Annotated in this window: 24 protein-coding genes; 20 read left to right on the top strand and 4 right to left on the bottom strand. The window is 51.2% G+C overall.

Going from position 1 to position 23,523, the window contains the following annotated elements:
- Nucleotides 1-37: 37 nt before the first annotated feature.
- The 11 genes from AB4Z33_RS09210 to AB4Z33_RS09160 all read left to right on the top strand — a co-directional run bounded on the left by AB4Z33_RS09210 (nucleotide 38) and on the right by AB4Z33_RS09160 (nucleotide 10,903).
- Complete coding sequence (locus AB4Z33_RS09210; RefSeq protein WP_442049652.1) at nucleotides 38-886, top strand: ABC transporter ATP-binding protein; 849 nt, start codon at nucleotides 38-40, stop codon at nucleotides 884-886.
- A complete protein-coding gene (locus tag AB4Z33_RS09205) occupies nucleotides 886-1,767 on the top strand; it encodes an ABC transporter permease (protein WP_442049651.1) in 882 nt (293 codons plus the stop codon). The genes AB4Z33_RS09210 and AB4Z33_RS09205 overlap by 1 nt, the downstream gene beginning before the upstream one ends.
- 63 nt (nucleotides 1,768-1,830) lie before the next feature.
- On the top strand, nucleotides 1,831-2,850 hold the full coding sequence (locus tag AB4Z33_RS09200) for an ABC transporter substrate-binding protein (protein ID WP_442049650.1): 1,020 nt from the start codon (nucleotides 1,831-1,833) through the stop codon (nucleotides 2,848-2,850).
- Between the two features lie 32 nt (nucleotides 2,851-2,882).
- Nucleotides 2,883-3,068 carry a hypothetical protein gene (locus tag AB4Z33_RS09195; protein ID WP_442049649.1) on the top strand — a complete coding sequence of 62 codons (186 nt, stop codon included), beginning with the start codon at nucleotides 2,883-2,885 and terminating at the stop codon, nucleotides 3,066-3,068.
- Nucleotides 3,065-4,432 carry an amidase gene (locus AB4Z33_RS09190; RefSeq protein ID WP_442049648.1) on the top strand — a complete coding sequence of 456 codons (1,368 nt, stop codon included), beginning with the start codon at nucleotides 3,065-3,067 and terminating at the stop codon, nucleotides 4,430-4,432. Before AB4Z33_RS09195 ends, AB4Z33_RS09190 begins: the two co-directional genes overlap by 4 nt.
- Nucleotides 4,433-4,462: 30 nt before the next feature.
- Nucleotides 4,463-4,849 carry a RidA family protein gene (locus tag AB4Z33_RS09185; RefSeq protein ID WP_442049647.1) on the top strand — a complete coding sequence of 129 codons (387 nt, stop codon included), beginning with the start codon at nucleotides 4,463-4,465 and terminating at the stop codon, nucleotides 4,847-4,849.
- 342 nt (nucleotides 4,850-5,191) lie between these two features.
- Nucleotides 5,192-6,208 carry an ABC transporter ATP-binding protein gene (locus AB4Z33_RS09180; RefSeq protein WP_442049646.1) on the top strand — a complete coding sequence of 339 codons (1,017 nt, stop codon included), beginning with the start codon at nucleotides 5,192-5,194 and terminating at the stop codon, nucleotides 6,206-6,208.
- Nucleotides 6,195-7,130: an ABC transporter ATP-binding protein gene (locus tag AB4Z33_RS09175; RefSeq protein ID WP_442049645.1), complete on the top strand. Its 936-nt coding sequence runs from the start codon at nucleotides 6,195-6,197 to the stop codon at nucleotides 7,128-7,130. The genes AB4Z33_RS09180 and AB4Z33_RS09175 overlap by 14 nt, the downstream gene beginning before the upstream one ends.
- Nucleotides 7,131-7,135: 5 nt before the next feature.
- Nucleotides 7,136-8,098, top strand: a complete 963-nt coding sequence (gene opp4B / locus AB4Z33_RS09170; RefSeq protein ID WP_337100300.1) for an oligopeptide ABC transporter permease — start codon at nucleotides 7,136-7,138, stop codon at nucleotides 8,096-8,098.
- Between the two features lie 48 nt (nucleotides 8,099-8,146).
- A complete protein-coding gene (locus tag AB4Z33_RS09165) occupies nucleotides 8,147-9,031 on the top strand; it encodes an ABC transporter permease (RefSeq protein ID WP_442049700.1) in 885 nt (294 codons plus the stop codon).
- An 18-nt stretch (nucleotides 9,032-9,049) separates the two neighbouring features.
- Entirely contained in the window at nucleotides 9,050-10,903 is a 1,854-nt protein-coding gene (locus AB4Z33_RS09160) for an oligopeptide ABC transporter substrate-binding protein (RefSeq protein WP_442049644.1), read from the top strand.
- A 279-nt stretch (nucleotides 10,904-11,182) separates the two neighbouring features.
- On the opposite strand, the gene AB4Z33_RS09155 is transcribed toward AB4Z33_RS09160, so the two are convergent.
- Nucleotides 11,183-11,533 carry a hypothetical protein gene (locus AB4Z33_RS09155; RefSeq protein ID WP_442049643.1) on the bottom strand — a complete coding sequence of 117 codons (351 nt, stop codon included), beginning with the start codon at nucleotides 11,531-11,533 and terminating at the stop codon, nucleotides 11,183-11,185.
- Between the two features lie 135 nt (nucleotides 11,534-11,668).
- On the opposite strand from AB4Z33_RS09155, the gene AB4Z33_RS09150 reads away from it, so the two are divergent.
- The 5 genes from AB4Z33_RS09150 (at nucleotide 11,669) to murI (ending at nucleotide 17,345) form a co-directional block, all read left to right on the top strand.
- Nucleotides 11,669-12,340: a hypothetical protein gene (locus AB4Z33_RS09150; protein ID WP_442049642.1), complete on the top strand. Its 672-nt coding sequence runs from the start codon at nucleotides 11,669-11,671 to the stop codon at nucleotides 12,338-12,340.
- 193 nt (nucleotides 12,341-12,533) lie between these two features.
- Nucleotides 12,534-13,733, top strand: coding sequence for an MFS transporter (locus AB4Z33_RS09145; protein ID WP_442049641.1), 1,200 nt, complete (start codon nucleotides 12,534-12,536; stop codon nucleotides 13,731-13,733).
- Nucleotides 13,734-13,932: 199 nt separating this feature from the next.
- The gene (locus tag AB4Z33_RS09140; protein WP_442049640.1) at nucleotides 13,933-14,556 is read left to right on the top strand and encodes a hypothetical protein; all 624 of its coding nucleotides are present in this window, start codon (nucleotides 13,933-13,935) and stop codon (nucleotides 14,554-14,556) included.
- A gap of 113 nt (nucleotides 14,557-14,669) precedes the next feature.
- Complete coding sequence (locus AB4Z33_RS09135) at nucleotides 14,670-16,427, top strand: methyl-accepting chemotaxis protein (RefSeq protein WP_442049639.1); 1,758 nt, start codon at nucleotides 14,670-14,672, stop codon at nucleotides 16,425-16,427.
- Nucleotides 16,428-16,556: 129 nt separating this feature from the next.
- Complete coding sequence (gene murI / locus AB4Z33_RS09130) at nucleotides 16,557-17,345, top strand: glutamate racemase (protein ID WP_442049638.1); 789 nt, start codon at nucleotides 16,557-16,559, stop codon at nucleotides 17,343-17,345.
- A gap of 202 nt (nucleotides 17,346-17,547) precedes the next feature.
- Here murI and AB4Z33_RS09125 read toward each other — a convergent pair whose 3' ends face one another.
- The gene (locus tag AB4Z33_RS09125) at nucleotides 17,548-18,315 is read right to left on the bottom strand and encodes an exodeoxyribonuclease III (RefSeq protein WP_442049637.1); all 768 of its coding nucleotides are present in this window, start codon (nucleotides 18,313-18,315) and stop codon (nucleotides 17,548-17,550) included.
- 135 nt (nucleotides 18,316-18,450) lie between these two features.
- Here AB4Z33_RS09125 and AB4Z33_RS09120 point away from each other — a divergent pair, with 135 nt between their 5' ends.
- From AB4Z33_RS09120 to AB4Z33_RS09105, 4 genes are all read left to right on the top strand, one after another.
- The gene (locus AB4Z33_RS09120) at nucleotides 18,451-19,851 is read left to right on the top strand and encodes an aldehyde dehydrogenase (RefSeq protein ID WP_442049636.1); all 1,401 of its coding nucleotides are present in this window, start codon (nucleotides 18,451-18,453) and stop codon (nucleotides 19,849-19,851) included.
- Between the two features lie 148 nt (nucleotides 19,852-19,999).
- Entirely contained in the window at nucleotides 20,000-20,419 is a 420-nt protein-coding gene (locus AB4Z33_RS09115; RefSeq protein WP_442049635.1) for a sigma factor, read from the top strand.
- A gap of 102 nt (nucleotides 20,420-20,521) precedes the next feature.
- A complete protein-coding gene (locus AB4Z33_RS09110) occupies nucleotides 20,522-20,932 on the top strand; it encodes a VOC family protein (protein WP_442049634.1) in 411 nt (136 codons plus the stop codon).
- 16 nt (nucleotides 20,933-20,948) lie between these two features.
- The gene (locus AB4Z33_RS09105) at nucleotides 20,949-21,377 is read left to right on the top strand and encodes a DUF6157 family protein (RefSeq protein ID WP_442049633.1); all 429 of its coding nucleotides are present in this window, start codon (nucleotides 20,949-20,951) and stop codon (nucleotides 21,375-21,377) included.
- Between the two features lie 264 nt (nucleotides 21,378-21,641).
- Here the strand turns inward: AB4Z33_RS09105 and AB4Z33_RS09100 are convergent, their stop codons facing one another.
- Together AB4Z33_RS09100 and AB4Z33_RS09095 are read right to left on the bottom strand one after the other, a co-directional pair.
- Nucleotides 21,642-22,541, bottom strand: coding sequence for a DMT family transporter (locus AB4Z33_RS09100; protein WP_442049632.1), 900 nt, complete (start codon nucleotides 22,539-22,541; stop codon nucleotides 21,642-21,644).
- Nucleotides 22,542-22,596: 55 nt separating this feature from the next.
- Nucleotides 22,597-23,373: an exonuclease domain-containing protein gene (locus AB4Z33_RS09095; protein ID WP_442049631.1), complete on the bottom strand. Its 777-nt coding sequence runs from the start codon at nucleotides 23,371-23,373 to the stop codon at nucleotides 22,597-22,599.
- Nucleotides 23,374-23,523: the final 150 nt, after the last annotated feature.

The following is a 23,523-nucleotide window of genomic DNA, read 5'->3' as shown; positions in this document are numbered from 1 at the left end:
AACATAAACGCGAATGCAGCATTGGAGAGGGGCTGAGATGATGGGAGTAACGGAGACGATTGACCGAAGTGAAGCGTTAAGGGCATATGGCAGGGGCGATGCGGGGCAGTCGGCGATTAGCGTGCAACAGGTAACCAAGTCGTTCATGAACGCGGAGGGAGATGCCATTCCTGTTCTTAGCGGCATTACGATGGATATTCGAAAACAAGAGTTCGTCAGTATCGTCGGACCGAGCGGTTGCGGGAAAAGCACGATATTCAATATTATAGCGGGTTTGATCGAGCCCAGCTCAGGCAAGATCGTAGTCGGCGGTGAGGAGATCGGACGCTCGACGGGCCATGTCGGATATATGATGCAGCGCGACCTGCTTCTTCCTTGGCGGACGATACTGGACAACGTGACGCTTGGATTGGAAGTCAAAGGGTTATCGAAGAAGGAACGTTACGACACGGCAATGGCTTATCTTGAACGTTATGGTCTTGATTCCTTCGCCAAAGCTTATCCGTCGACGCTGTCCGGCGGTATGAGGCAGCGGGTGGCGCTGATTCGTACGCTTGTAACGCAACCTGACATTATTTTGCTCGATGAGCCGTTCTCGGCGCTCGACTATCAAACTCGGCTTGTGCTCGAAGACGAGATTCTATCGATATTGAAAAACGAGGGCAAGACTGGCGTTCTCATCACGCATGATATCGAAGAAGCGATATCGGTATCCGATCGGGTCTTCGTTATGAGCAAGCGGCCGACTTTTGTGAAGAAAACGTACGAGGTCGGGCTTGCGGCAAGCCACGGATCGGCGATGAAAGCGCGGACGGACGCGGCATTCAAGCAATACTTTGAAGAGATATGGTCAGAGCTCGATATACAGATGGGGAGGATAAGCTGATGTCTAATGCATCTCAGAGAGTGAATCTGAATGCGGCGGGAGCTCTGCCGGCAGCCAAGCGCCGCCGATTAAAGCCCCATAAGGTCGCTTCATTGAAGCAATGGATCACGACGATGCTGTGGCGCTTCGCCATTATCGGCGCCGTATTAGCGGGATGGGAGACGCTCGTAAGGCTCGAAGCGGTAAATGCGTTTCTGCTGGGCTCGCCTAGCGCAATCGCCAAGTCGGCTGGTGCGATGCTGCAGTCCGGACAGTTATTGACGGATGCCTACGCTACGGTGAAAGCGACGGTTATCGGCTTCATCATCGGGAGCATCGCCGGCTCGCTCGCGGGCTTGCTGCTTTGGTTCTCTAAGACGGTATCGCGGGTCATCGATCCATTCGTCGTAGCCTTGAACGGCGTTCCGAAGATTGCGTTGGCGCCGATGATTATTATTTGGTTTGGCTCGGGTATATTTTCGAAAATCGTGCTTGCTTCGGTAGCGACCTTCATCGTAGCGCTGTTGTCGGCTTACCAAGCTACACATCAAATCGATGACTCGCAAGTTAATCTGATGAAGTCGTTCGGAGCGAGCAAACTGCAAATATTCCGGAAAATTATTATGCCCTCCTCGTTGCCTTGGATTATATCGGCATTTCGCATCAACATCGGACTGGCTCTCGTATCCGTCGTTGGCGGCGAGTTCATTTCTTCGGACAAAGGGCTTGGGCATATGATCTTCGTCGAGGGCAATCTGTTCAATCTGCCGGCCGTATGGGTTGGCGTGTTCACTCTGATGCTTGTCGCGACATTCCTCTATACCTGCGTGAGCGTTCTTGAGAAGCGGCTGTTGCCTTGGAACGATAATAAGCAGCAAACTCAGAAATCAGCATCGGTTTAACTGCTGAAAGCATCATCCCGTCTATGCTCACATCAGCCTATTCACAAAAGGAKACGATCAACGATGAAAAAAACGGCACTCAAACTTATGGGCATTACATTAATAAGCGCATTATTCCTGTCGGCTTGCGGCGGCGGCAAAGCAGATAACGTTAACGCTGGCACTGGGACGACGACGGCACCACCCGAAACGGCCAAAGACGTGATTATGGTGTCCGAGGTGTATCATAACTTGCTGTACCTGCCGCTCTACGTAGCGAAGGAAAAAGGTTTCCTAGCTGACAACGGCATCGAGTTGTCCTCCATTACGGCAGCGGGAAGCGGTCCGGCTGCATTGGCTTCGGTGCTGTCCGGAGAATCGGCATTCTCGTTCCACGGCCCAGAGCATGTTGCCTTCGCAAGAGCGAAGGGCGGAGATGCCCAGTCGCTAAGCATTGTATCGGGAAGCGCGCCGGTATGGGCAGTGGCCAAGGCGGGTTCAAGCATTAAGGAACCGAAGGACTTTATTGGCAAAACGATCGTCACAGGCATAGCGCCGACAAGCTCGAACAGCCTGCTTCGCAAGCTGTTCGCCGACAATGGGATCGACTTGAAGAACGATGTCACGATTACCGAGGTGCAGAACGGCTCCGAGCTTGGCACGCTGCTTGCCGGCAAAGCGGATATTGCGGTCGTCTACGAGCCGCAGCTTGATCAAGGGCTTACCCAAGGATTGGAGATCGTCTACGATTTTACGAAGGATTATCCGGACTTTGCGTTCGCTACGATTAATACGTCTAAGAAGGTCATTGAGGAAAATCCGGATTTGGTCAAACGAATGGTCAAATCGATTGAAACGGCATTGGATTTCATTCATGCAGATGCAGCGGGAACGAAAGAAATCGCCAAGAAGGAATTTCCGAACCTGGACGGCGCTGTCGTGGAGCAGGCTGTACAACGCATGATCGACAGCAAGGTATATCCGCAGGATGGATTGCTTACGGAGGCGGCATTCCAAAACGCTGTTGATATGCAGAAGTTTATCGGCAATTTGAAGGTCGATATCGCCTATGGCGACATGGTGGATACGAGCTTTATGCCATAACCGCACAAGCATAGAAAGGAGCCCTGATCGTCATGGGTGTACAGCAGGAAGCGGAATATAAAGCCTTTCTAGAATTGGAAAGGAGCAGGTATAGAAGCGGTCTCGTAACGGGCGAGGAGAAGGAAAGCTTTCTAGAAGAGCTAAAGCTTCTCCGCTCCTTCCGGATGGACGACCAGGTTGCGCCTTATACGACCTATAGGGGAGGTGCGGGCCGATGATATCGACACAGCTGTACGAGCTAACATTGGCGGAAGCCGCAGCTTCCATTAGAGCTAAGAATGTGTCGCCCGTTGAGTTAACCGAAGCGTATTTGTCCCGCATAGAAGCGGTAGACGGTAAAGTACAAGCTTGGGTTACGGTAGCGGCCGACCATGCGATGCAAGCGGCGAAGGAGGCGGAGCGCCAGCTCATGTTGGGTCGCTATCTTGGTCAGCTGCATGGCATTCCATACGGCGCGAAGGATATTATTCGCACGGCGAGCATAAGAACATCCGGCGGCTCGCAGGTGGACGGCGATTACGTGCCGGGTACGAATGCAGCCGTTATCGATCGGCTCGGCAACGCAGGCGCCGTCTTGCTCGGTAAGACGACGACAACCGAATATGCTTATCAAGGAGGGGAGCCGCCGACGCGGAACCCATGGAACTTGAAGCATACCCCGGGAGGCTCCAGCTCGGGCTCGGCTGCCGCCGTTTCGGCCGGCATGGCCGCCTTCACGCTCGGCACGCAGACGTTCGGATCATTGATCCGGCCCGCTGCGTACAACGGACTAACGTGCATGAAGCCGACTTTCGGCCGCATCAGCAGGTACGGCGTGTTCACGGCAAGCTGGAGCCTCGATCATATCGGCGCCTTTACAAGAACGGTCGAGGATACGGCAATTACGCTTGAAGTGCTGGCAGGTGGAGATGGACGCGATCCTTCCACGTTGCAGGGAGAATCTCCGCGCTTCACTGGAGCGATTGGGAGAGACGTAAGAGGACTGGTGGTCGGCTTGCCGGATACGTTCTTCGAGGCAGAGGAACCGGTTATCGGCGAAGCAGTCGCACAAGCTGTCGAGGTACTGAAGGGGAGGGGCATCCGGTTCAAGCAGGTTAAGCTGCCGGGATGCATGAAGGAGGCTATCGCCGCGCACCGAATGACGATGCGCGCCGAAGGGGCAGCCTATCATATGGAATCGTACAAAACAAGAGCCGATTATTACGGCCCGTCGATGCGAGAACAGTTGGAGCTGGGCTTCGAGCTAAGCGCAGTCGATTACTTGCATGCTCAGCGTGTCCGAAGCGTGTTCCGCAACGAAATGATGAGTCTATTCGGCGAGATCGACGCCTTGCTTACGCCATCGACGCCAACGCTGGCATTGCCCGGCTATAAGACGGGTAGTCCGATGTTCAACGGGCCGTTCACGAATGCGGGATTGCCTGCGATGACGGTGCCGATCGGCATCGACTCTTCTAGGCAACTGCCAATCGGCATGCAGCTGGCAGGTCCGCTAATGGGTGAAGAGACGCTGCTTGCGATCGGGCATCAATACCAACAAGCAACCTCATGGCATCTTCAGAGCGCCCCGATAGGACTGTAGACGGGGTTCATAACAAGGAGGAAATAAAATATGACGACGATCATTACATCGGACAAGGCGCCAAAATTCCCGCTGCCATTCTCGCATGCGGTGCGCGCAGGTGACCTTGTCTACGTGGCTGGACAGGTCGGTGTTAATCCGCAGACGCTAGAGCCGCTCGGGGACATACGGCAGCAGACAACGCAATGCATACGGAACATTGAAGCGATATTGCAGGAGGCGGGGTTAACGCTGGATCATATCGTCAAGGTGACGACGCATTTGGCAAGAACCGAAGACCAAGATGCTTATAATGCGGTATACGAGGATATGATAGCGGCGCCGCATCCCGCCCGAATCACGGTATTCAGCGGTCTTGGACCCTATTTAATAGAGATGGAAGTATTGGCATACGCGCCTTCGAAGCGCGGTGAATAACAAGCGCAAGGATAGGGATGGAACCTTGATCAAGGGTCTGCATCCCTATTGCTCATTTAGGTAAAAAGCCATCTGCCATAATCGGCAGCGGAATGATAGAGTAATCATTAATTGGGTTTATATTAATTAAGGTTTAATAAATAATCATAGAGTTAAGCAGCATATCGTACTAACATTAACTTGGCTTAATAAAGTCTTGACAACTTATTAACCAAGTATTAACATATGGTGCAAATAAGAGGGACATTATGTTGACGGCAATAACGATATTTAATGTTATTAAATATTATCTGAATAATCAGAATATTTAGAACAAGGCAACTCGTCGATAGGAGGATTCCATTGAGTGATACGTTGCTAGCCATTGAAAATCTCACTACCTCATTCCGCATTGCCGACGAATATTATGCAGCCGTTGACGACGTGTCGCTTACGATCGGCAAAAACGAGATCGTTGCTATAGTCGGAGAATCCGGCTCAGGCAAGAGTGCTCTCGCTTTCTCTATCATGGGACTGCATACGAGAGCGAGGATTGACGGCAGCATTAAGTATAAGGGGCAAGATATCGCCCAATTGCCCCCGGCCAAGCTGAATCGGCTTCGAGGCAAGGCGTTCGGGATGATCTTCCAGGATCCGCTGTCCGCACTCAATCCGCTTATGATCATAGGCGCTCAGATCGAAGAAGCGCTGTTGCTCCATCAACCGAAGCTCTCCCGGAACGAACGGCGAATAAAGGTAATGGAGCTGTTAAGGAGAGTCGGGATACCTAGACCCGAACATACCTACGGACAGTTTCCTCATGAGCTGTCGGGCGGAATGAGGCAGAGGGTGGTTATTGCCATAGCGGTCGCCAATGAACCCCAGTTGCTCATCGCCGACGAGCCCACGACTGCGCTTGACGTTACGATTCAATTGCAAATCCTCGAATTAATCAAGAAGCTGAAGAATGAAAGCGAAGCCGGCATTTTATTAATTACGCATGATCTTGGCGTCGTCGCCGAGATGGCCGATCGCGTGGCCGTTATGTATGCTGGCCAAATCGTCGAAATCGCAGATATCTACACACTCCTATCCGGGGCCAAGCACCCCTACACCAGGTCTTTACTCCAATCGATTCCTACTTCCAAAGAAGCGCAATCCAGACTGCATGTCATTCAAGGCATCGTGCCTTCCCTGCAAAATCTTCCGCGGCAAGGCTGCCGCTTCCGCTCACGCATTCCGTGGATCGATGCATCCGCGCATGAAGACGATCCAACCATGCACGAAATTGCTCCCGGGCATTACGTCAGATGCACCTGCCATAAGTCGTTTCACTTCCCTAATCAGAAGGAGGCGAACGATACGCATGTCCTTTCTTGAAGTGAAAGATCTTAAAGTACATTTTCCGAGCCGTGGCGGCATTCTTAACAAGCGGATTCCGCTTGTGCGGGCCGTCGATGGGATTAACCTAACGATCGAGCAAGGTCAAACCTACGGGCTCGTCGGTGAATCCGGCTCCGGCAAGACGACGACCGGCAGGGCGATCATCGGGCTTAATCCGATCACGTCGGGCAACGTGTTGTTCGAGGGTTATGATCTGGCGAAAGGCGGCCGGAGAAGCCATATCGATGTTCGCCGAGATATTCAAATGATTTTCCAAGATCCGTATTCGTCCTTGAATCCGAAGAAACGGGTGCTTGATATTATTGCCGAGCCGCTGCGAAACTTCGAGAGGCTGTCGCCGAAGGAAGAGAAGCTCCGCGTCGAGCAATTGCTGGAGCAGGTCGGCATGAGCCCGGAGATGATCTACAAATATCCGCATGAGTTCTCGGGCGGCCAGCGGCAGCGGATCGGCATTGCGAGAGCGGTTGCTCTGAAACCAAAGCTTGTTATTGCCGATGAGCCGGTGTCGGCGCTCGATGTGTCGGTGCAGGCTCAAGTGCTGAACTTCATGAAGGATATTCAGCAGGAAATGAAGCTCACTTATTTGCTCATTAGCCATGATCTCGGCATTATTCGTCATATGTGCAATCATATCGGCATTATGTACAAGGGCCGTTACGTCGAGCAGGGAACGACGGCCGATATTTTCGACAACCCGCAGCATATTTATACGAAACGTCTTATTACGGCTATTCCGAACATTGATCCTACGCAACGAGACAAGCAGCATATTTATCGCGAGGCGGTTAGGGAGGAATACGAGAAAGCGTACGACACCTATTTTGACCATGAGGGACTTGCCTTGCCCTTGCAGCCGATTACGCAAACACATCTAGCGGCGTTGCCTGAGAGAGGTTGAGAGCGATGTGGAGGACAGTTGCGCGAAGAATGATTATTATGGTTCCCCAAATCATCTTGCTGAGCATTCTCGTATTTTTAATGGCCAAGGCGATGCCGGGGGACGCTTTGACGGGGTTGATCGATCCGAGCATTGATCCGGCGGCGATGGAGGCGCAGAGAGAGAGGCTCGGGCTTAATAATCCTTGGCAGGTTCAATACTGGGATTGGATTACGAAAGCGTTCCAAGGCGATTTTGGCCAATCGTTCCGCTTCAAGATGCCCGTCTCCGATCTGATTGGGCAGCGGATGATGAATACGATTTGGCTATCGATTGTCACGCTGATTCTAACTTATTTGATCGCGATTCCGCTTGGCATTACGAGCGGCCGCTATAACGATACATGGGCGGATCGCTTCATAACGGGTTATACGTACTTGGGCTTCGCAGCGCCGCTATTCATATTCGCCTTGTTAATGCTATGGGTATTCGGGTTTCATTTCGGATGGTTTCCGACCGGCGGGAGCGTCGAGCCAGGCATGAAGCCGGGGACGCTGGAATACGTGCTGAGCAAGTTCTATCATTTGCTGCTGCCGGCCTTGTCTATGGCGCTTATTACGACGGTCACGACGGTACAGCTGCTGCGGAGCGAGATTATCGACACGAAGCAGAAGGACTTCATTGTAACGGCAAGAGCGAAGGGCGCGTCGGAGTCGCGCGTGTATAACCGGCATATATTGCGAAATTCATTATTGCCTATCGCCGCATTCTTCGGATACGAGATTACGGGACTGATCGGCGGCACCGTATTCATAGAGAGCATCTACAGCTATCCGGGCATGGGGGAGTTGTTCCTCAGCTCGATCTCGCTGCGCGACTTCAGCGTCGTTACCGCGCTTGTGCTGCTGTACGGGGCTGCGTCGATCATCGGTGCATTACTATCTGACATCACATTAAGTGTCGTTGATCCGCGCATTCGGATCAAATAACAGCCAACGTGCATAGGGGTGGGCCTTTTGAGGAAGACATACGCCAATATATCGCATGCAAGCTTGGAGAACAGAAGCCCCTCGAGCTGGAATATTGTGTGGCGCGAGCTCGTTCGGGACCGAATGGCGTTCGTATCGCTGCTCTTCCTAGTGCTGGTGATCACGCTTGTCTATGGGATTTCATTCGTGCTTGATCAAGAGCAGATCGTATCCATCGATCTGTTCGCGCTTAAGAAGCCGCCCTCGGCCGAGCATTGGCTAGGTACCGATTACGGCGGGCGCGATGTATTCGGCCAGCTCATTATCGGCACTCGCAATTCGTTGTCGATCGGCATTATCGTGACGCTGCTCACGGGGTTAATCGGTGTACTGATTGGTCTTATATCCGGTTACTTCGGCGGCACTGTCGATAACATTTTCATGCGCTTCGTCGATTTTTTCATGATTCTGCCCACGCTTATGATCGTTATTGCGTTCGTAACGGCAGTGCCCAAGTACAGCATTATTTCCTTCTCGCTTATTATGACCGCTTTTCTATGGATGGGTATTGCAAGGCTCATACGCTCCAAGGCGCTGCAGGAGAGAGAGCTGGATTACGTGCAAGCGTCCAAAACGCTTGGCTCCTCTCCTATGAAAATTATGATTACGCAAGTGCTGCCCAACTTAAGCTCGATCATCATCGTGACGATGACCCTTAACTTGGCAGCCAATATCGGACTCGAATCCGGCTTGTCATTCCTCGGTTTCGGATTTCCCGAGAGTACGCCGAGTCTCGGAACGCTCGTTAGCTATGCGCGAGATCCGCAGACGCTGGAGTCGAGATGGTGGATATGGTTACCCGCATCGTTCCTCATATTGGTTCTGATGTTGTGTATAAATAACGTCGGTCAAGCGCTTAAGCGGGCGACGGACGCAAGACAAAGAAAAGGATGACGAGGAGGAGAAATTGTTATGAAGAAGAGGTTACGATCTACAAGGTTGGCATTGCTTCCGATGCTGCTCGCGCTGTTGGTATTTGTTGCAGCCTGTTCATCCGGCAACGGGAACGAGAAGAACGAGCCGCTACCTTCGGATAGCAGCAACAAGCCGTCCCCTACGGAGGAAGTGAAGGAAGCAACGCCGGAGCCCGATGACGGTCTATACTCCATAGAGGATTTCAGCAACGTGAAGAAAAACGAAGGCACGGCGATCGAGAACGGCTCGCTGACATTCGGCCTTGTATCCGATACGCCGTTCGAAGGCACTCTTAATCCGGTCTTTTACTCGGGTGATCCCGATTCGCAAGTGCTTGCTTGGTTCGATGAGTCGATGCTGACTTGGGACGAAAGCTACGTCTTCACGAACGACGGCGCAGCCACGTACGAGGTGTCGGAGGATGGCCGTACATTCACGTTCACGATCCGCGACAACGTGAATTGGCATGACGGCAAGCCGGTAACGGCTGGGGATTGGGAGTTCGCGCATCTCGTCATCGGCGATCCGAAGTACGACGGACCCCGCTACGATTCCACGTTTACGAATATTGTCGGCATGAACGAGTATCACGAAGGCAAGGCTGATAAGATTTCCGGCATCGAAGTCATTAACGACAAGCAGCTCAAGATTACTTATATCGAATCAACACCGTCCTTGCTGACGGGCGGGATATGGACGTCTCCGCTGCCTAAGCATATTTTCCAAAGCATTCCTGTCGATAAGATGTCCGCTTCGCCTGAGGTGCGCGAGAAGCCGATCGGCTTCGGTCCGTACAAGGTGGAAAGCATCGTTCCAGGCGAATCGGTCGTGTATACGAAAAACGCGGACTACTGGCGCGGCGAACCTGGACTCGAGAAGGTTACGCTTAAAGTCATTAATCCAACGACAATCGTACAGCAACTCGAGAGCGGCGGCGTAGATCTCGTCGACTCGTTCCCTGTTGATCAATACCCTGACAATGCAGGCATGTCGAATGTAGAGTTCCTTGGCAATGTTGACCGCGCCTATACGTATATCGGCTTCAAGCTTGGCACATGGGACGCGGAGGGCGGCAAGGTTGTGCCTAACCCGAAAGCGAAGATGGCTGATATTAATCTCCGCAAGGCGATGTGGCATGCGGTCGACAACGATCAGGTCGGCAAGCAGTTCTACCACGGCTTGCGCTGGAACGCAACAACGCTTATTCCGCCGTCGCATCCGGAGTATCATGATTCGTCGAATGCGGGCTTAGCGTACGATGTGGATTTGGCTAACAAAATATTGGACGATGCCGGTTATAAGAAAAACGGCGATTTCCGCACGAATCCAGACGGAAGCGAATTGGTCATTAACTTCATCTCCATGACTGGCGGCGACATTGCTGAGCCGCTTGCGCAATATTATGTGCAATCGTGGAAGGCAATCGGGCTTAATGTGAACCTGGAGATGGTCGAGTTCAACACGTTCTATGACCGTGTCGGCGCTAACGGCGAGGACGATCCGAAGGTAGACGTCTACCAAGGCGCATGGGCGGTTGGCATCGACGTCGATCCTTCAGGCTTGTACGGACGCGAAGCGATCTACAACTTCCCTCGTTATGCGAGCGACAAGCAGGATGAACTGCTTAAGAAGGGCTTGTCGAAGGAAGCGTTCGACGTCAAAGTACGCCAAGACATTTATAAAGAGTGGCAGAAATTAATGGTAGAAGAAATTCCGGTATTCCCGACGCTGTACAGATCGGTGCTCGTGCCTGTCAACAAACGTGTACTCAACTATGCGATCGGCGACGGAACGGATTTGTATTTGTACCAGGTCGCAGTATCCCAGGATAAACCGTTTGTTGCCGAGTAATAAGCCGTTATAAAAGAACGCCGGCCTGCTCCGTTCGTGGAGAGGCCGGCGTTTTGTTCTCTTGCAAGAAATAACAGGAATATATACCGTTAATATGGCTCTTCCTGCTAGTATTCAAGAAATAGACGGATATTCTCCCGTTATTATCGCCGCTTATCCATGGAACAGGTGATATCGGCGTAATTAGCAGGAGGAATTCCAGTTATTTCATTCTACTTGGCTTTTTCAGAATGAATAACGGGAGGAATTCCCTCTATTTCATAACAACTTGGCAATCGGTTATAGAGGAATGCGATATTCAGAATACTCCTCGATGATATGCTCGCCCTGCTGGTAGATCCAGCGGAAGGTGAATTCGTTGCCCGTATAGCCAGTACGGCTTCTAATATCCGGCAGGATGATGCTCTCGAAGTTAGCGACAATCGTCTGTTCGATTTCCTTCAGCCGCTCCGTGTTGGCGATGCTTTGCTGCTCCGCTTCTTCATCGGATGAAGCGGTTTGGCTATAGTAAGCAACCGTGACTTCATGGTCGCTGAGTTCTTCGGGCAGCGGATGTCCTGATCCGCGGAAGATTTCTCTTACCGTGTCCAGCCAGTCTTGATGCAGGCGAATCGTTATGTTGTATTTCATCGTTAATCTCCTTTCGGCTATAAAGGTCAGGCACTTGTAATGTTTTATTATTTTAACATAATCATCAGGGTATCGCAGAGATTAGCGTGAAACAAATGAGGGAAATGCGCCGTCTGATAGTTTGAGGTGATWGGATTGAACAAGAAGCTAACGGCGGTCATTGTTGCTGTAGCCGTATTATTTTGCATAGGGGTAGTGAAGCCGGCAAAAGTATTCGCTTGCTCGTGCGCAATGGCGCAATCCGCAGAGGAGCAAGTAAAGGATGAATTGGAGCGGAGCAGCGCGGTTTTCGCAGGTAAAGTACTAACCGTGACGCAGCCGCCAGAAAAGGAAATAATGTCATCCGCCGATCCAGTAGAGGTGCAGTTCGAGGTATCCGAGGTATGGAAGGGCGACGTGCAGGAGCGAACGGTCGTGTATACGGCGCTTAGTTCGGCGAGCTGCGGCATTGAGAATTTCGTAGCAGGTGCGGAATACATCGTGTCCGCTTATGAAAGCGAGTCCGCGCTTCATACGACCATATGCAATATGACGAAACCGATATCCGCGGCAGGCGAGGAGCTCAAGGCACTTGGAGAAGGAAAGCAGCCACAGCCGATTGCGATGAACGTTAAGAAGGAAAAGAACGAAGCAACCGAGATACCGTTAAGTGCGGATGGCGCAGCACCGCCAGATACGGCGGCAGATGACGATGCAGCTTCTGCTCGTACGAGTTCAGGTTCAATCAACTATATGTTAATAGCTGCTTCGGTACTGCTCATTGCCGCGGTAATGATTATGTGGGTGAGAAGGAATCGCAAGCAATAAGGATAGGTTGGGGGATAGTCCGGGATACCGGGCTATTTTTTTTATATTATTACAGTCCTATGTTTAGTTGCCAAAATAGCAAGTTGTAAGCTATCATAGTCAAGTTGTGCTTAAAAAGATAGAGGTGCAATAACGAGTACTTATGTATCAGATAACAGAGAAAAGAGAGAAGCAAACGGATATGGATATGCAGATGAATCATACTGTCCAGCAGGGGACAAAACCTGCGGGATCAATCATGGCCGCAGTGTTATCGCTAACCCTCGGCACCTTCGCGTTCGGAATGACCGAGTTTGTTATTATGGGCTTGTTGACCAATGTTGCGCAGGACTTGAATATTTCGATCGCCAGCGCCGGTCAACTGATTACCGGTTATGCGCTGGGCGTGGCAATCGGCGGTCCGATTATGACCGTGTTTACACTTCGCATGCCGCGCAAGCAGCTGCTCTGCGCCTTGCTCGTTATTTTCATTGCCGGCAACGCGCTTGCGGCGCTCGCGCCTAGCTACTCGGTGCTTATGCTGGCAAGAGTGCTTACGTCGCTTGCTCATGGCACGTTCTTCGGCGTCAGCTCGGTAATCGCAGCTGGACTCGTAAGCCCGGAGAAGCGGGCCAGCGCTATCGCGTTGATGTACATGGGGCTTACGGTCGCCAATATTATTGGCGTTCCGCTCGGCACTTATATCGGTCAGCAATTCGGTTGGCATTCGACCTTCGGCATCGTATCCGTTCTTGGATTCCTAGTCGTGGCGGGAATTCTGCTGTTCGTGCCGAAAGTGCCGCATAACCGCAAAGTAAGCATCGGCAAGGAATTGAGGATATTCGGGAATAAGCAGGTGCTGCTTGCTTTCTTCGTAACGGTATTCGGGTTCGGCGGCGTATTCACGGCATTCACTTATATCGATCCGCTGCTGCAGGAAATTACCGGCTTCAGTGAACAATATGTCACGGGGATCCTTATTTTATTCGGGATCGGGATGACGGTCGGTAATTTGGTTGGCGGCAAGCTGGCCGATTGGCGGTTAATGCCGGCTTTGATGGCCTGTCTCGGGTTTCTAGCCGTCATGCTGTTTATCTTCTTCTTCGCGGTGGACAACAAGGCGATGTCGGTCATTACGATATTTATATGGGGCATAGCTTCGTTTCTGATCGTACCCGGCTTGCAAATGCGCATTATGGATATGGCGAAGGACGCTCCGACGATGGCATCTACGGCTAACCAATCGGCCTTCAACCTCGGCAATGCTGGAGGAGCCATTATAGGCGGTCTTGCCGTGAACGGGATTGGACTTCAACATGTGCCGTGGATCGCGGCGATCGTGACGATAGGCGGGCTTGCCCTAACGGCGATCAGCTACAGCTTGGAACGGAAGCAAAATAGCAAGACGGCTTAGCTTTAGCGGCTGAAAAAAGAGAACAGGACAAACAGCTCATATGCGCTGCTTCGTTCTGTTCTTTTGCTATGTCCTTACAAGGTACTACACATAGTTGGTACTATTCGCGCTGGGAGGGCACTGGTATATTCATAGCAAATAGAGCGCAGGAGGCAAGAGCCGGCGCACTTCATCCTATGAATGAGAAGAGGCGAGCGCCGTGGAACAATGCCAGGGTCCGAATAAAGATATTTATGTGCTGTTGACGAATACGGGTACGCTGTTCACAAGGCTCATTAAGGCTTTTACCGGCGCTCCCTATAATCATGCATCGTTAGCGTTCGACTCGGAGCTTAACGAAGTATACAGCTTCGGACGCAAGAAGCCGAACAGTCCGCTGCTGGCGGGTTTTGTTAAAGAGAACGTGTACGATGGCGTTTATCGCAGTCATCCAGGGACAAGCTGCACGCTGCTCCGCTTGCGCGTGACTGATAAGCAGTATTCACAGATAAAGCAATTTGTGTCTAGTATTGCTCAGAATAAGGATGATTACCATTATAATCTGCTTGGTGTTATCAGTATTTTGCTAAAGGTTGATTATAATCCCCAGTATGCGTATTTCTGCTCGCAATTCGTGGCTGAAGCGTTGAATAGAGGCGGTCTCGAGCTATGGGAGCGTCCATCCAGGACAGTGATGCCTGATGACTTCCGTCAGCACATCGATATGGAGGCTGTCTACGAGGGCCTATTGTACGACTATCCGTTGCTTGATGAGCATAAAGTCCGCTGGGCGGTTGCGAATCGGATCAAGACGGCTAAGGCTGCTACAGTTGCTATGGAATAATCTGCTCGATAAAAAGAGGGTTTTTATGCCATTTGTCGAAATTCATCGAATGAATTTCTATTTGGAGAAAGCAAACCCACTATCGTACTTAAGAGCAGGAGAGGGAAAACAGCATGATTAACTGGTTTCGCAGAAAGCTGATTGGCCGGATTTTGGTCGTAATGGCGGCAGTTATTGTACTCATCGTTGCAGGCAATAGCGCCATTCAACTGCACAACACAGGCACGGCTGTAGAAGGTGCGATTAGTACCTACAACATGAATATCGCACAAAATTACGTGACGCAGATTGATGTCGACAGCTACGCCGATTTTATCCAGGATCCACAGGAAAATGAACGGTATTGGAAGCTACGTGAAGAGCTTGATCGATTCCGTCTGTCCATTGGCGCACGTTACGTCTATTTCGTGAAGGTGGAGGCGGATAAGGATCCGCTGCTGCTTATAGACGGAAGACCGAAGGGTGATCCGCTTGCATCGCCAATTAATGAAGTGACCGATATGCCGGCATCGGCTATTAAGCTTGTGCTGGATGGACAAGCTGCCAGCTCTGATCTTATCGACAATCCTGAATACGGGACATACATATCTGCATTCGTACCCATGCTGGCTGCAGACGGTACGTTCATCGGAGCGCTTGGCATCGATACCGATGCTTCCGTTCTGCATCAGCTTACGAACGAAGTAACGAAGGACAGCATACCGTTATATGCGGCCATGCTGCTCCTTGCTCTAGCTGCGCTTGGCGTCATTATGTGGTTCATCGCGAGAACGCTTCGGCCGCTTCAGACGATTACGGCGAGCGCGAACAAGATGGCGACGGGCGATCTTGCGGAAGCGAATCGGATGCTGCTGGCGCATCCCGTGAAGTCAATCGATGAGATTGGCAGCGCGTACGAGGCGATGCTGCATATGTCGGGTCATCTGAACGATAAGATCGGCGACATCGTTTCCAAAATCGCACACACATCGGATGTTGTCGCCTATTCTTCCGAGACCTTCTCCAGCCATGCGGACCAAATCTTAACGATGGGCGAGAGTGTGAGCGGATCCATTCGCCATATTCACGAAGGCGCTTATGCCCAAACGCAGAGCGCGCAGGACAATGCCGTCGCCATGGAGGAAATGACACAAGGTATAATTCGTATATCGGAGTCGTCGGCAACCGTATCGGATGCCGCGGTACAAGCACTGCATACGGCGCAATCCGGTCAGACGACCATTAATGAAATGAACAGGCAAATGCTTAGCATATCCGAGACGGCGCAAGAGACTTTGACTATTGCGAAATCTCTACAGCATTACACGAGCGAGATCGAGGGCTCGTTAGGCGCAATTAGTGAATTCGCCAATCAGACGAAGCTGCTCGCGCTTAACGCATCGATCGAGGCAGCGAGAGCAGGCGAGCATGGGCGCGGCTTTACCGTTGTTGCGGCGGAAGTCAGGAAGCTTGCCGAGGCATCGGATGTAACGGTGCGGCAAGTGACGGCGCTGCTCGGCAATATCAGCAAGGAGACGGGGCGAATCAGTGAACAGATGGATCTAGCTGCCTCGGAGATTGGGGCGGGGGCGCGCTTGTCGCAGGAGGCGGAGCAGGCCTTCATTCATGCCGTCTCGGCATTCCAGCTCGTGACCGATCAAATTATGGAAGTTTCTTCGACGGTAGAGCAAATGTCGGCAGGCTCGGAAGAGGTGGCGGCTACCGTAAGCACTATGGCCAGTGTGGCTGGAGGCGTATCGGAGCAGACCAAGCAAATTCAAGAGCTGACGGAGCTGCAGCTGGAAATGATTAAGAAGGTATATGACGATTCCATCGAGCTGAAAAGCAATACTTCGCGCATGAGAGAGGCGATCTCACAAGTAAAAGTATAGTCGGGCTATTAGCGCGTGAGTCTTGCTGGAAGACTCTGTTCTTGCCTACTGAGGCAAGTCGCGCTATGCTGAGAGGGATACTAGATTGTAGATGCTTTTCTCACTACATACGTTAGGAATAGATAACCTATGACGATTGGTTTTTTTGATTCGGGTATTGGCGGGTTAACGGTCTTATCGGAGGCGCTGCGGCGCCTTCCCGCCAACGATTATTTGTATATGGCCGATACGCTTCACGTTCCTTACGGCACGAAGCCGATGGAAGAGGTAAGAACCTATATTGTTGATGCGATCGAGTCGATGGTAGCTGTAGGAATTGATGCTCTTGTCATTGCATGCAACACAGCGACAAGCATAGCGGTGGCGGAGCTTCGCGAGAAATATTCATTCCCCATCGTAGGAATGGAGCCGGCTGTTAAGCCTGCGGTTGAGATGAACCGGGCTACTGGCAAGCGGGTACTCGTATTCGCGACGCCGCTCACGCTGCAAATGCCTAAATATTATGCGCTCGTATCCCGTGTGGACGAAGAGGGCATTGTCGATTCTTTGCCGCTGCCTGAGCTCGTCGGCTATTGCGAAAGCTTGCAGTTCGATACGGAACTGATGCGTGAGTATTTCCGTGGCAAGCTGGCAGGTTACGATTTGAACCAATACGGCATTATCGTGCTGGGCTGCACGCATTATCCGTTCTACCGCTCTATCCTAAGACATGTGCTTCCGCCTCATATTCAGATCGTGGACGGCAATGTAGGGACGATTAAGCGGCTAACGGCGCTAATGAATCGGTTCGGCATAGCGGAGAGACATGGAAACGGCAGCGTAAGATTCATGTGTACTGGCGGAGAGGAAGCATACCTCGACAAAATGCATTCCGCTTTAAACTTCTATCAGGAGCAGTACATGACGACTGATCTGTAAAAGAAAATAGGCCGAGCGAAGCGGACTCAAGCGTCCTTGCTTCACTCGGCCTATTTTATTATTGAAATATAAGAATGTATAAAATTTGTTGCTTATACTGTGCTTATATTTCACCGCGAAACGGTAGCTGTTGCCACGAAGGACGGCACAGAACCGAGCTGCGCAATAACGCAGCTAACGGTTCGTGCGTAGCGCTAGCCGTTTACGCTTGATCCAGCCCATTCACCTGCAGCACAACCGGACAATGATCACTGCCCATAATGTGGCAATCAATCTGTGCATCCACAAGCTGTGGAGCAAGTCTTGTTGAAGCAAGGAAATAGTCGATGCGCCAGCCCACATTCCGCTCCCGTACTTTCGGCATATAGGACCACCAGCTGTAGACGTCGCCAAGGTCGGGGTAGAAATGTCTGAACGTATCAACGAAGCCGCTGCCTAGCAGCGTCGTCATCTTGCCGCGTTCCTCGGCTGTAAAGCCGGAGTTGCCCATATTCGGCTTCGGATGCTTCAGATCAATCTCTTGATGGGCAACGTTCAAGTCGCCGCATACGATGACGGGCTTCAACTCGTCAAGCTGCTTCAAGTAGGAGCGGAAGCGCTCCTCCCACTCTAACCTGTAATCAAGCCTAGACAAGTCCCGTCTTGCATTAGGCGTATATACATTAACTAAGTAGAAATGCTCGAACTCAAGCGTAATGACGCGACCTTCGAATTCCTCGTTCTCTTCCAGTCCGTAGCGGACGGAGATCGGCTTCAGCTTGGAAAATATCGCTGTTCCCGAGTAGCCCTTCTTCTCGGCATAGTTCCAAAACTGGTGATAGTGCTCGCCGATCTCCAGTTTAATTTGCCCCTCTTGCAGCTTCGTTTCTTGAATGCAGAACAGATCTGCATCCGTTTCGTTGAAGTAATCGATGAATCCTTTGCCTACGCAAGCCCGCAGGCCGTTAACATTCCAAGATATTAGTTTCATTATGAGTGCGCTCCTTACCGTGCGATTGTAGCTTTGTCTAGTGTAACATAAGTCACGCTGAAATCGCTTTAGTCTAGCAGACACTTGTAGTATGATGAAGCTAACAGAATAGGTTCGGAATAGGAGGATTGTCGTATGGAGCAGAGCAAGACCGCCTTGGAATTGGATACGGATCGAATCGTCCAGGAGCATCGCCGGTTTTTCCATAGTGGAACTACGAGGAGCGTTGCCTTTCGGCTGGAGCAGCTGGGGCGTCTGAAGGATGCGATCGTTCGAAATGAGAAGCTGCTATTCGATGCGTTGTATAAGGATCTTCRCAAAAGCGAGATGGAAGCCTACGCGACAGAGATTGGCTTAGTTCTCGATAGTATCCGCTATACGATGAACAATCTGAAGAGCTGGGCGAAGCCTCAGAAGGTGAAGACGCCTCTGTTTCTCATGCCGTCCACGAGCCGGATATTAAGTGAGCCCTACGGTACGGTTTTGATTATAAGCCCTTATAACTATCCGGTATACTTGTGCATCGAACCAATGATCGGAGCCATTGCCGCAGGCAACTGCGTCGTGCTTAAGCCGTCAGAGATGACACCGAACGTATCGGCGGCGCTTCGACATATCATTACCGAGACATTCGATGAATCGTATGTGCGCATCGTCGAGGGGGAGCGCGAGGTTACGAGCGCTTTGCTGGCGGCGTCCTTCGATTATATTTTTTTCACGGGCAGCGTGCCTGTCGGCAAAATCGTCATGGAAGCGGCCGCTAAGCAGTTGATTCCGGTAACGCTTGAGCTGGGCGGCAAAAGCCCGGTTATCGTTGATTCATCGGCTAATCTGAATGTTGCGGCCAAACGTATTGTTTGGGGCAAGCTGCTTAACGCGGGGCAGACCTGCATTGCGCCCGATTATGTGCTCGTCCATGAGAATGTTAAAGATACGCTTGTTATGAAAATGAAAGAAACGATCGCCGCATTCTATGGCGCGAATCCGGGATTAAGCCCTGACTTTGGGCGCATCGTGAACGAACGGCATTTTCACCGCTTGGCTGCAATAATCGATCAGGATCGTGCGAATATCCTTGCGGGCGGTGGTGTAGACAAGGCTGATCTTTATATCGAACCTACTCTGCTGGCGGCAAAGTCATGGGACGATGCGGCGATGTCGGAAGAAATCTTCGGACCGATCCTGCCTATATTGCCTTTCAGGCAGCTGGAAGAAGCGATCACGCAAATTATTGACCGTCCGAAGCCGCTTTCGCTTTATCTATTCACGGAGAGCAAAGCGGTGGAGCGCGAGGTGCTTGAGCGCGTATCGTTCGGCGGCGGCTGCGTGAACGACACGGTAATGCATGTATCGAGCGCCTATATGCCGTTCGGAGGCATCGGTCATTCGGGCATCGGCGGTTATCACGGCAAGTATAGCTTCGACTTGTTCTCGCATAAAAAAAGCATTTTGAAGAAAAGCACGAGGATCAGCATTGAACTGCCTTACCCGCCCTATAAAGATAAGATGAAATGGCTGCGTAAGCTGCTGAAATAGATTGAATTCGTTTAGAAGCCGGAATGATCTCGTTAAGAGCATTCCGGCTTTATTGCTGCTTGCGTTGAGCTTATATTATACTAATTGGTAATAATGGAAATGAGGAGAGAGTCGCAATTGGAGGAGAGGCTTGGATTCAGCAGCTTGAATGCTCGGCAATTGCAAGATCGAATCTATCGATATAACGGGGGATACTTGGGAGGCTGAGGACTTGAGGCAGGAGGTCCTGCTTAAGCTCTACAAGGCCGTGGAGAACCAGCCATCTCGCGAGATTACGAATGCATATATGTATCGAATCGCCCTTAACGCATGGCGGGATAAGAAGCGTAAGCAGGATAGAAGCGGAAGCGGGCCGGAGCGGACGAAGGCTGAGCAAGCCGAATACGGGCGACTGGACTTCGAGGCATTGGTTGATGCGTTTCGAAGAAGGGATGCGAAGGCGATATGCCGTTGTTATCGGGGTCTAGTACAGCAGCAAGCTTTCGTCAGCAATGTTCAGCTTGTTGGCGGMAAAATGTTGTTTCACTTTACTGATCCTGACGGAAACCGGTTTATGGTGACGGGATAATGGTTATAGAGATTTTTTTGGTGCTCTGTTTGGTTTTTGAATCGGCATACGTTTATTTCATGTAGGTCTAACCATAATAGGGATATAAGAGGAGCGATAGCGATGGCGGTTAAAGAGCTTGGAGGCGTGTTCGTACATGTAACGAATCTGGAGAGATCGATTCCGTTTTATGAGGCGCTTGGTCTGAGGCTGAGGGGCATTGAGGACTGGAATCCAGGTAGAGGCGCGACTTTCTTCATCAGCCCGGAGCATGACGGCTGGCCGCTTCTGACCTTGGTAGAGTCCGAGCAAGTACAGGTGCTGAAGCATCCGCCGTTCAATCTGAACTCGGTGAATGTGAAGGAGATGCATGGCGAGCTGATCGCTAAGGGAATCAAAGTATCCGAGCTTGAAGAGTGGACATCCCCGTGGAATCATCATAGTCTATTCGATGCGTTCGATCCGGACGGCCATATGATCTGTCTTATTGAAGTTACGCCGATCGAACAGAAGCAGCATGCGCTAATCGAATAAGCGGAGGGTTATTGATATGAATATGAATTATTATAATACGTTCATAACGGTGGCAGCGGATTGCCCTGTAGAGACGGGCATCATCCCGCCTGACAAGAAGGACGGCCGAACAAAGCCCAGCCTGGAGTACGAGCTGGCAGCAGGGCAGCCTTATCAATATACGCAAGAGGAGCTGCTCTTTGAAGTGTATGTGCGGCATAAGCAGATAGCGGGTGAGGAGCTGGAGGAACGACGTCAGGAGTTATGGGATAATTTTTTCGGCAAATCGCAGGCTTGTCTGCGTGCATCCATGCTGCCGAAGAAGTACGGCTGGGGCATTCATTTCGACGGTACCGGCAGGCTGGCGCTTATTCCGAAGGAGTCGGAGGCGTATCAGCAATACATCGAGAATGAGAACGGCGAACTGAAGGTCGTAGCGGCGATGCGGAGCAGCAAAGGGAAGTAAGCTGAGCGGGCAACCGATGAATAGTGGAACATATGGGGAAGCAACTGTGCCGTTAACGGCATAACGTCGAACTATTGGCGGTCGGTAGTCGGAAATAGAGCAAATAACGGCATAACGTCGAACTAAATCGCATAATGGGCTACTATAACCCCAAAACCACCTCATTAGCTTCAAGAAATCGAACTAATGAGGTGGTTTTATTGTTCTGAATATATATAACGGCCCAAATGCAATTGCAGCTATCATAAGCTGGGCGAGCAGGCCTTATGTTTTCTCCTTGCCATGCCGGATGAACAGCCATACGCCGAAGAGAATGAAGACGCCGGCAGCGAGCTGATACGCCGACAACGATTCTTTCAACAGCCACCAAGCGAGCAGCGAGGAGATGACCGGTTCGCCGAGTACAGCCATGGATACAGCTGCGGCGTTCATATATTTGAGCAGCCAGTTGAATAGATAGTGACCGAATAGGGTTGGTACAATGGCCAGCAGCAGGAACAAACCCCACTCGCGTCCGCTGTAACCGGTAAATGGGTTGCCTAACACGACATTGTACAAAGCAAGCGACGTCGCGGCAAGAAAGAAGACAGCGAAGTTATAGGCGAAGGCGCTTATTTCATTCCGCAGCTGCTTGCCGGCGAGCATATGGACAGCAACCGCAGCAGCGCCAAGCATGGATAATACATCGCCAAGCAAGGCGTTGCCCGAGAGGCTGAAGTCGCCTGCTCCAATCAGAATCGAGCCGATTAAAGCGATCCCGAGTCCCCAAAGCATCATTCGATTCGCCTTCGTACGGAAGAGCCAGTACGAGCCGAGCATCACGAGCAACGGCTCAAGGGTCAGCAAGACGGTGGAGCTTGCAACGGTTGTGAGGCGAAGCGAAGCCATCCATAACAGGAAATGAGCGCCAAGCATGACGCCAGATAAGGCGAGCAAGCGCCATTGCCGAGCGCTAAGCCGCATGAATTCATGCCTATACTTCCAAACGAATGGGAGCATGAGCAGATTGGTCAAGTACAGCCGGTACATCGCGATGACCGCGACGTCCGCCTCTGACCACCGAACGAATATGGATGAGAACGATATGGCAATAATACCAACGATATAAAGCAGATCATAGATGGCGTTGCGCGATTTTGATTGAGATAGTGTGATGTCAGTCATGATAGTCGATTCTCCGATGCTATTGCTAGTGCAGCACTTGTTCTATTAAAGCCCATTACACATTTTGGCTTGCCTTTGGTTGCTTCGCCTTCTCCACCTCAGCGGCAAAATACTGCTGAAGCTCCGCGACTTTCTTCTCATCTGTCAGCACGATCTTGTCCTTAAGAAAATGCTCCATGAGCACTTCCCATTCCGTAGGCGCCTTGCGCTGAATCATCGAGCGGATCGCGTTCTTTACAAGCCGGCGTTCCTTAGCGTTCGTGTGCATATCCTTGTATTGTTGCTTCAGATCCATATCCAAATGGGCAATAATTTTGCGAAGCACCTCGCCAGTCATTCTTGCGTCATCAAGCGCGCGGTGGGCAGAGCCTTCAGCCGTAATCTCCAGCTCTTGAAGCGCCGTCTCTACACTGACGTCGTTCGTTACATTTCGGAAGCGCAAGTAGCCTTTAAGCAGGTCGTAATAATAGAGGCTTGTCCAAAAACTGTCATCGAGCTTATGCATCCGATTATCAAGCACGATTCGCTTCATATCTTCTCCGCCCCAAGTGAACAGCAGCAAATCCTCGCTTTCCTTCAGCCAGTCGTTGAATCGGGTTATGACGGCTTTGAAGCCCTCGGCCGTGTCGATGTCCTCTTGCGGAATGCCGGTCTTCTTCTTAATGAAGCTATTTAATTTGGAGAAGTAGACAGGCTTAATAAGCGATGAGAATTCATCCTTGAACTGCAGGTTCTCATCTAGACGTACCGCGCCGATCTCGATCACTTCCATAGGAAGCTCGCTCGCGAATTTGCGGCCGTTAAATTCAATGTCCAATATAATGTAATCCAAAGTATGTGTCCCCCGTTCTATGCTCGTGATTCCCATTTTAACAGAAAAGGTCGMTGTACAGTAATATTGAAATTATGGGCAAGAAGATAGGCTCTAAGTAGTAGAAATTTCCCCCTGCAAAAGAGGATCGTACACCGAGTGGTTATGCGC

Origin of the sequence: Paenibacillus sp. 2TAB19 (assembly GCF_052115185.1) — a bacterium.
GTDB lineage: Bacteria > Bacillota > Bacilli > Paenibacillales > Paenibacillaceae > Pristimantibacillus.
This window is presented reverse-complemented; position numbering and strand designations above follow the sequence as displayed.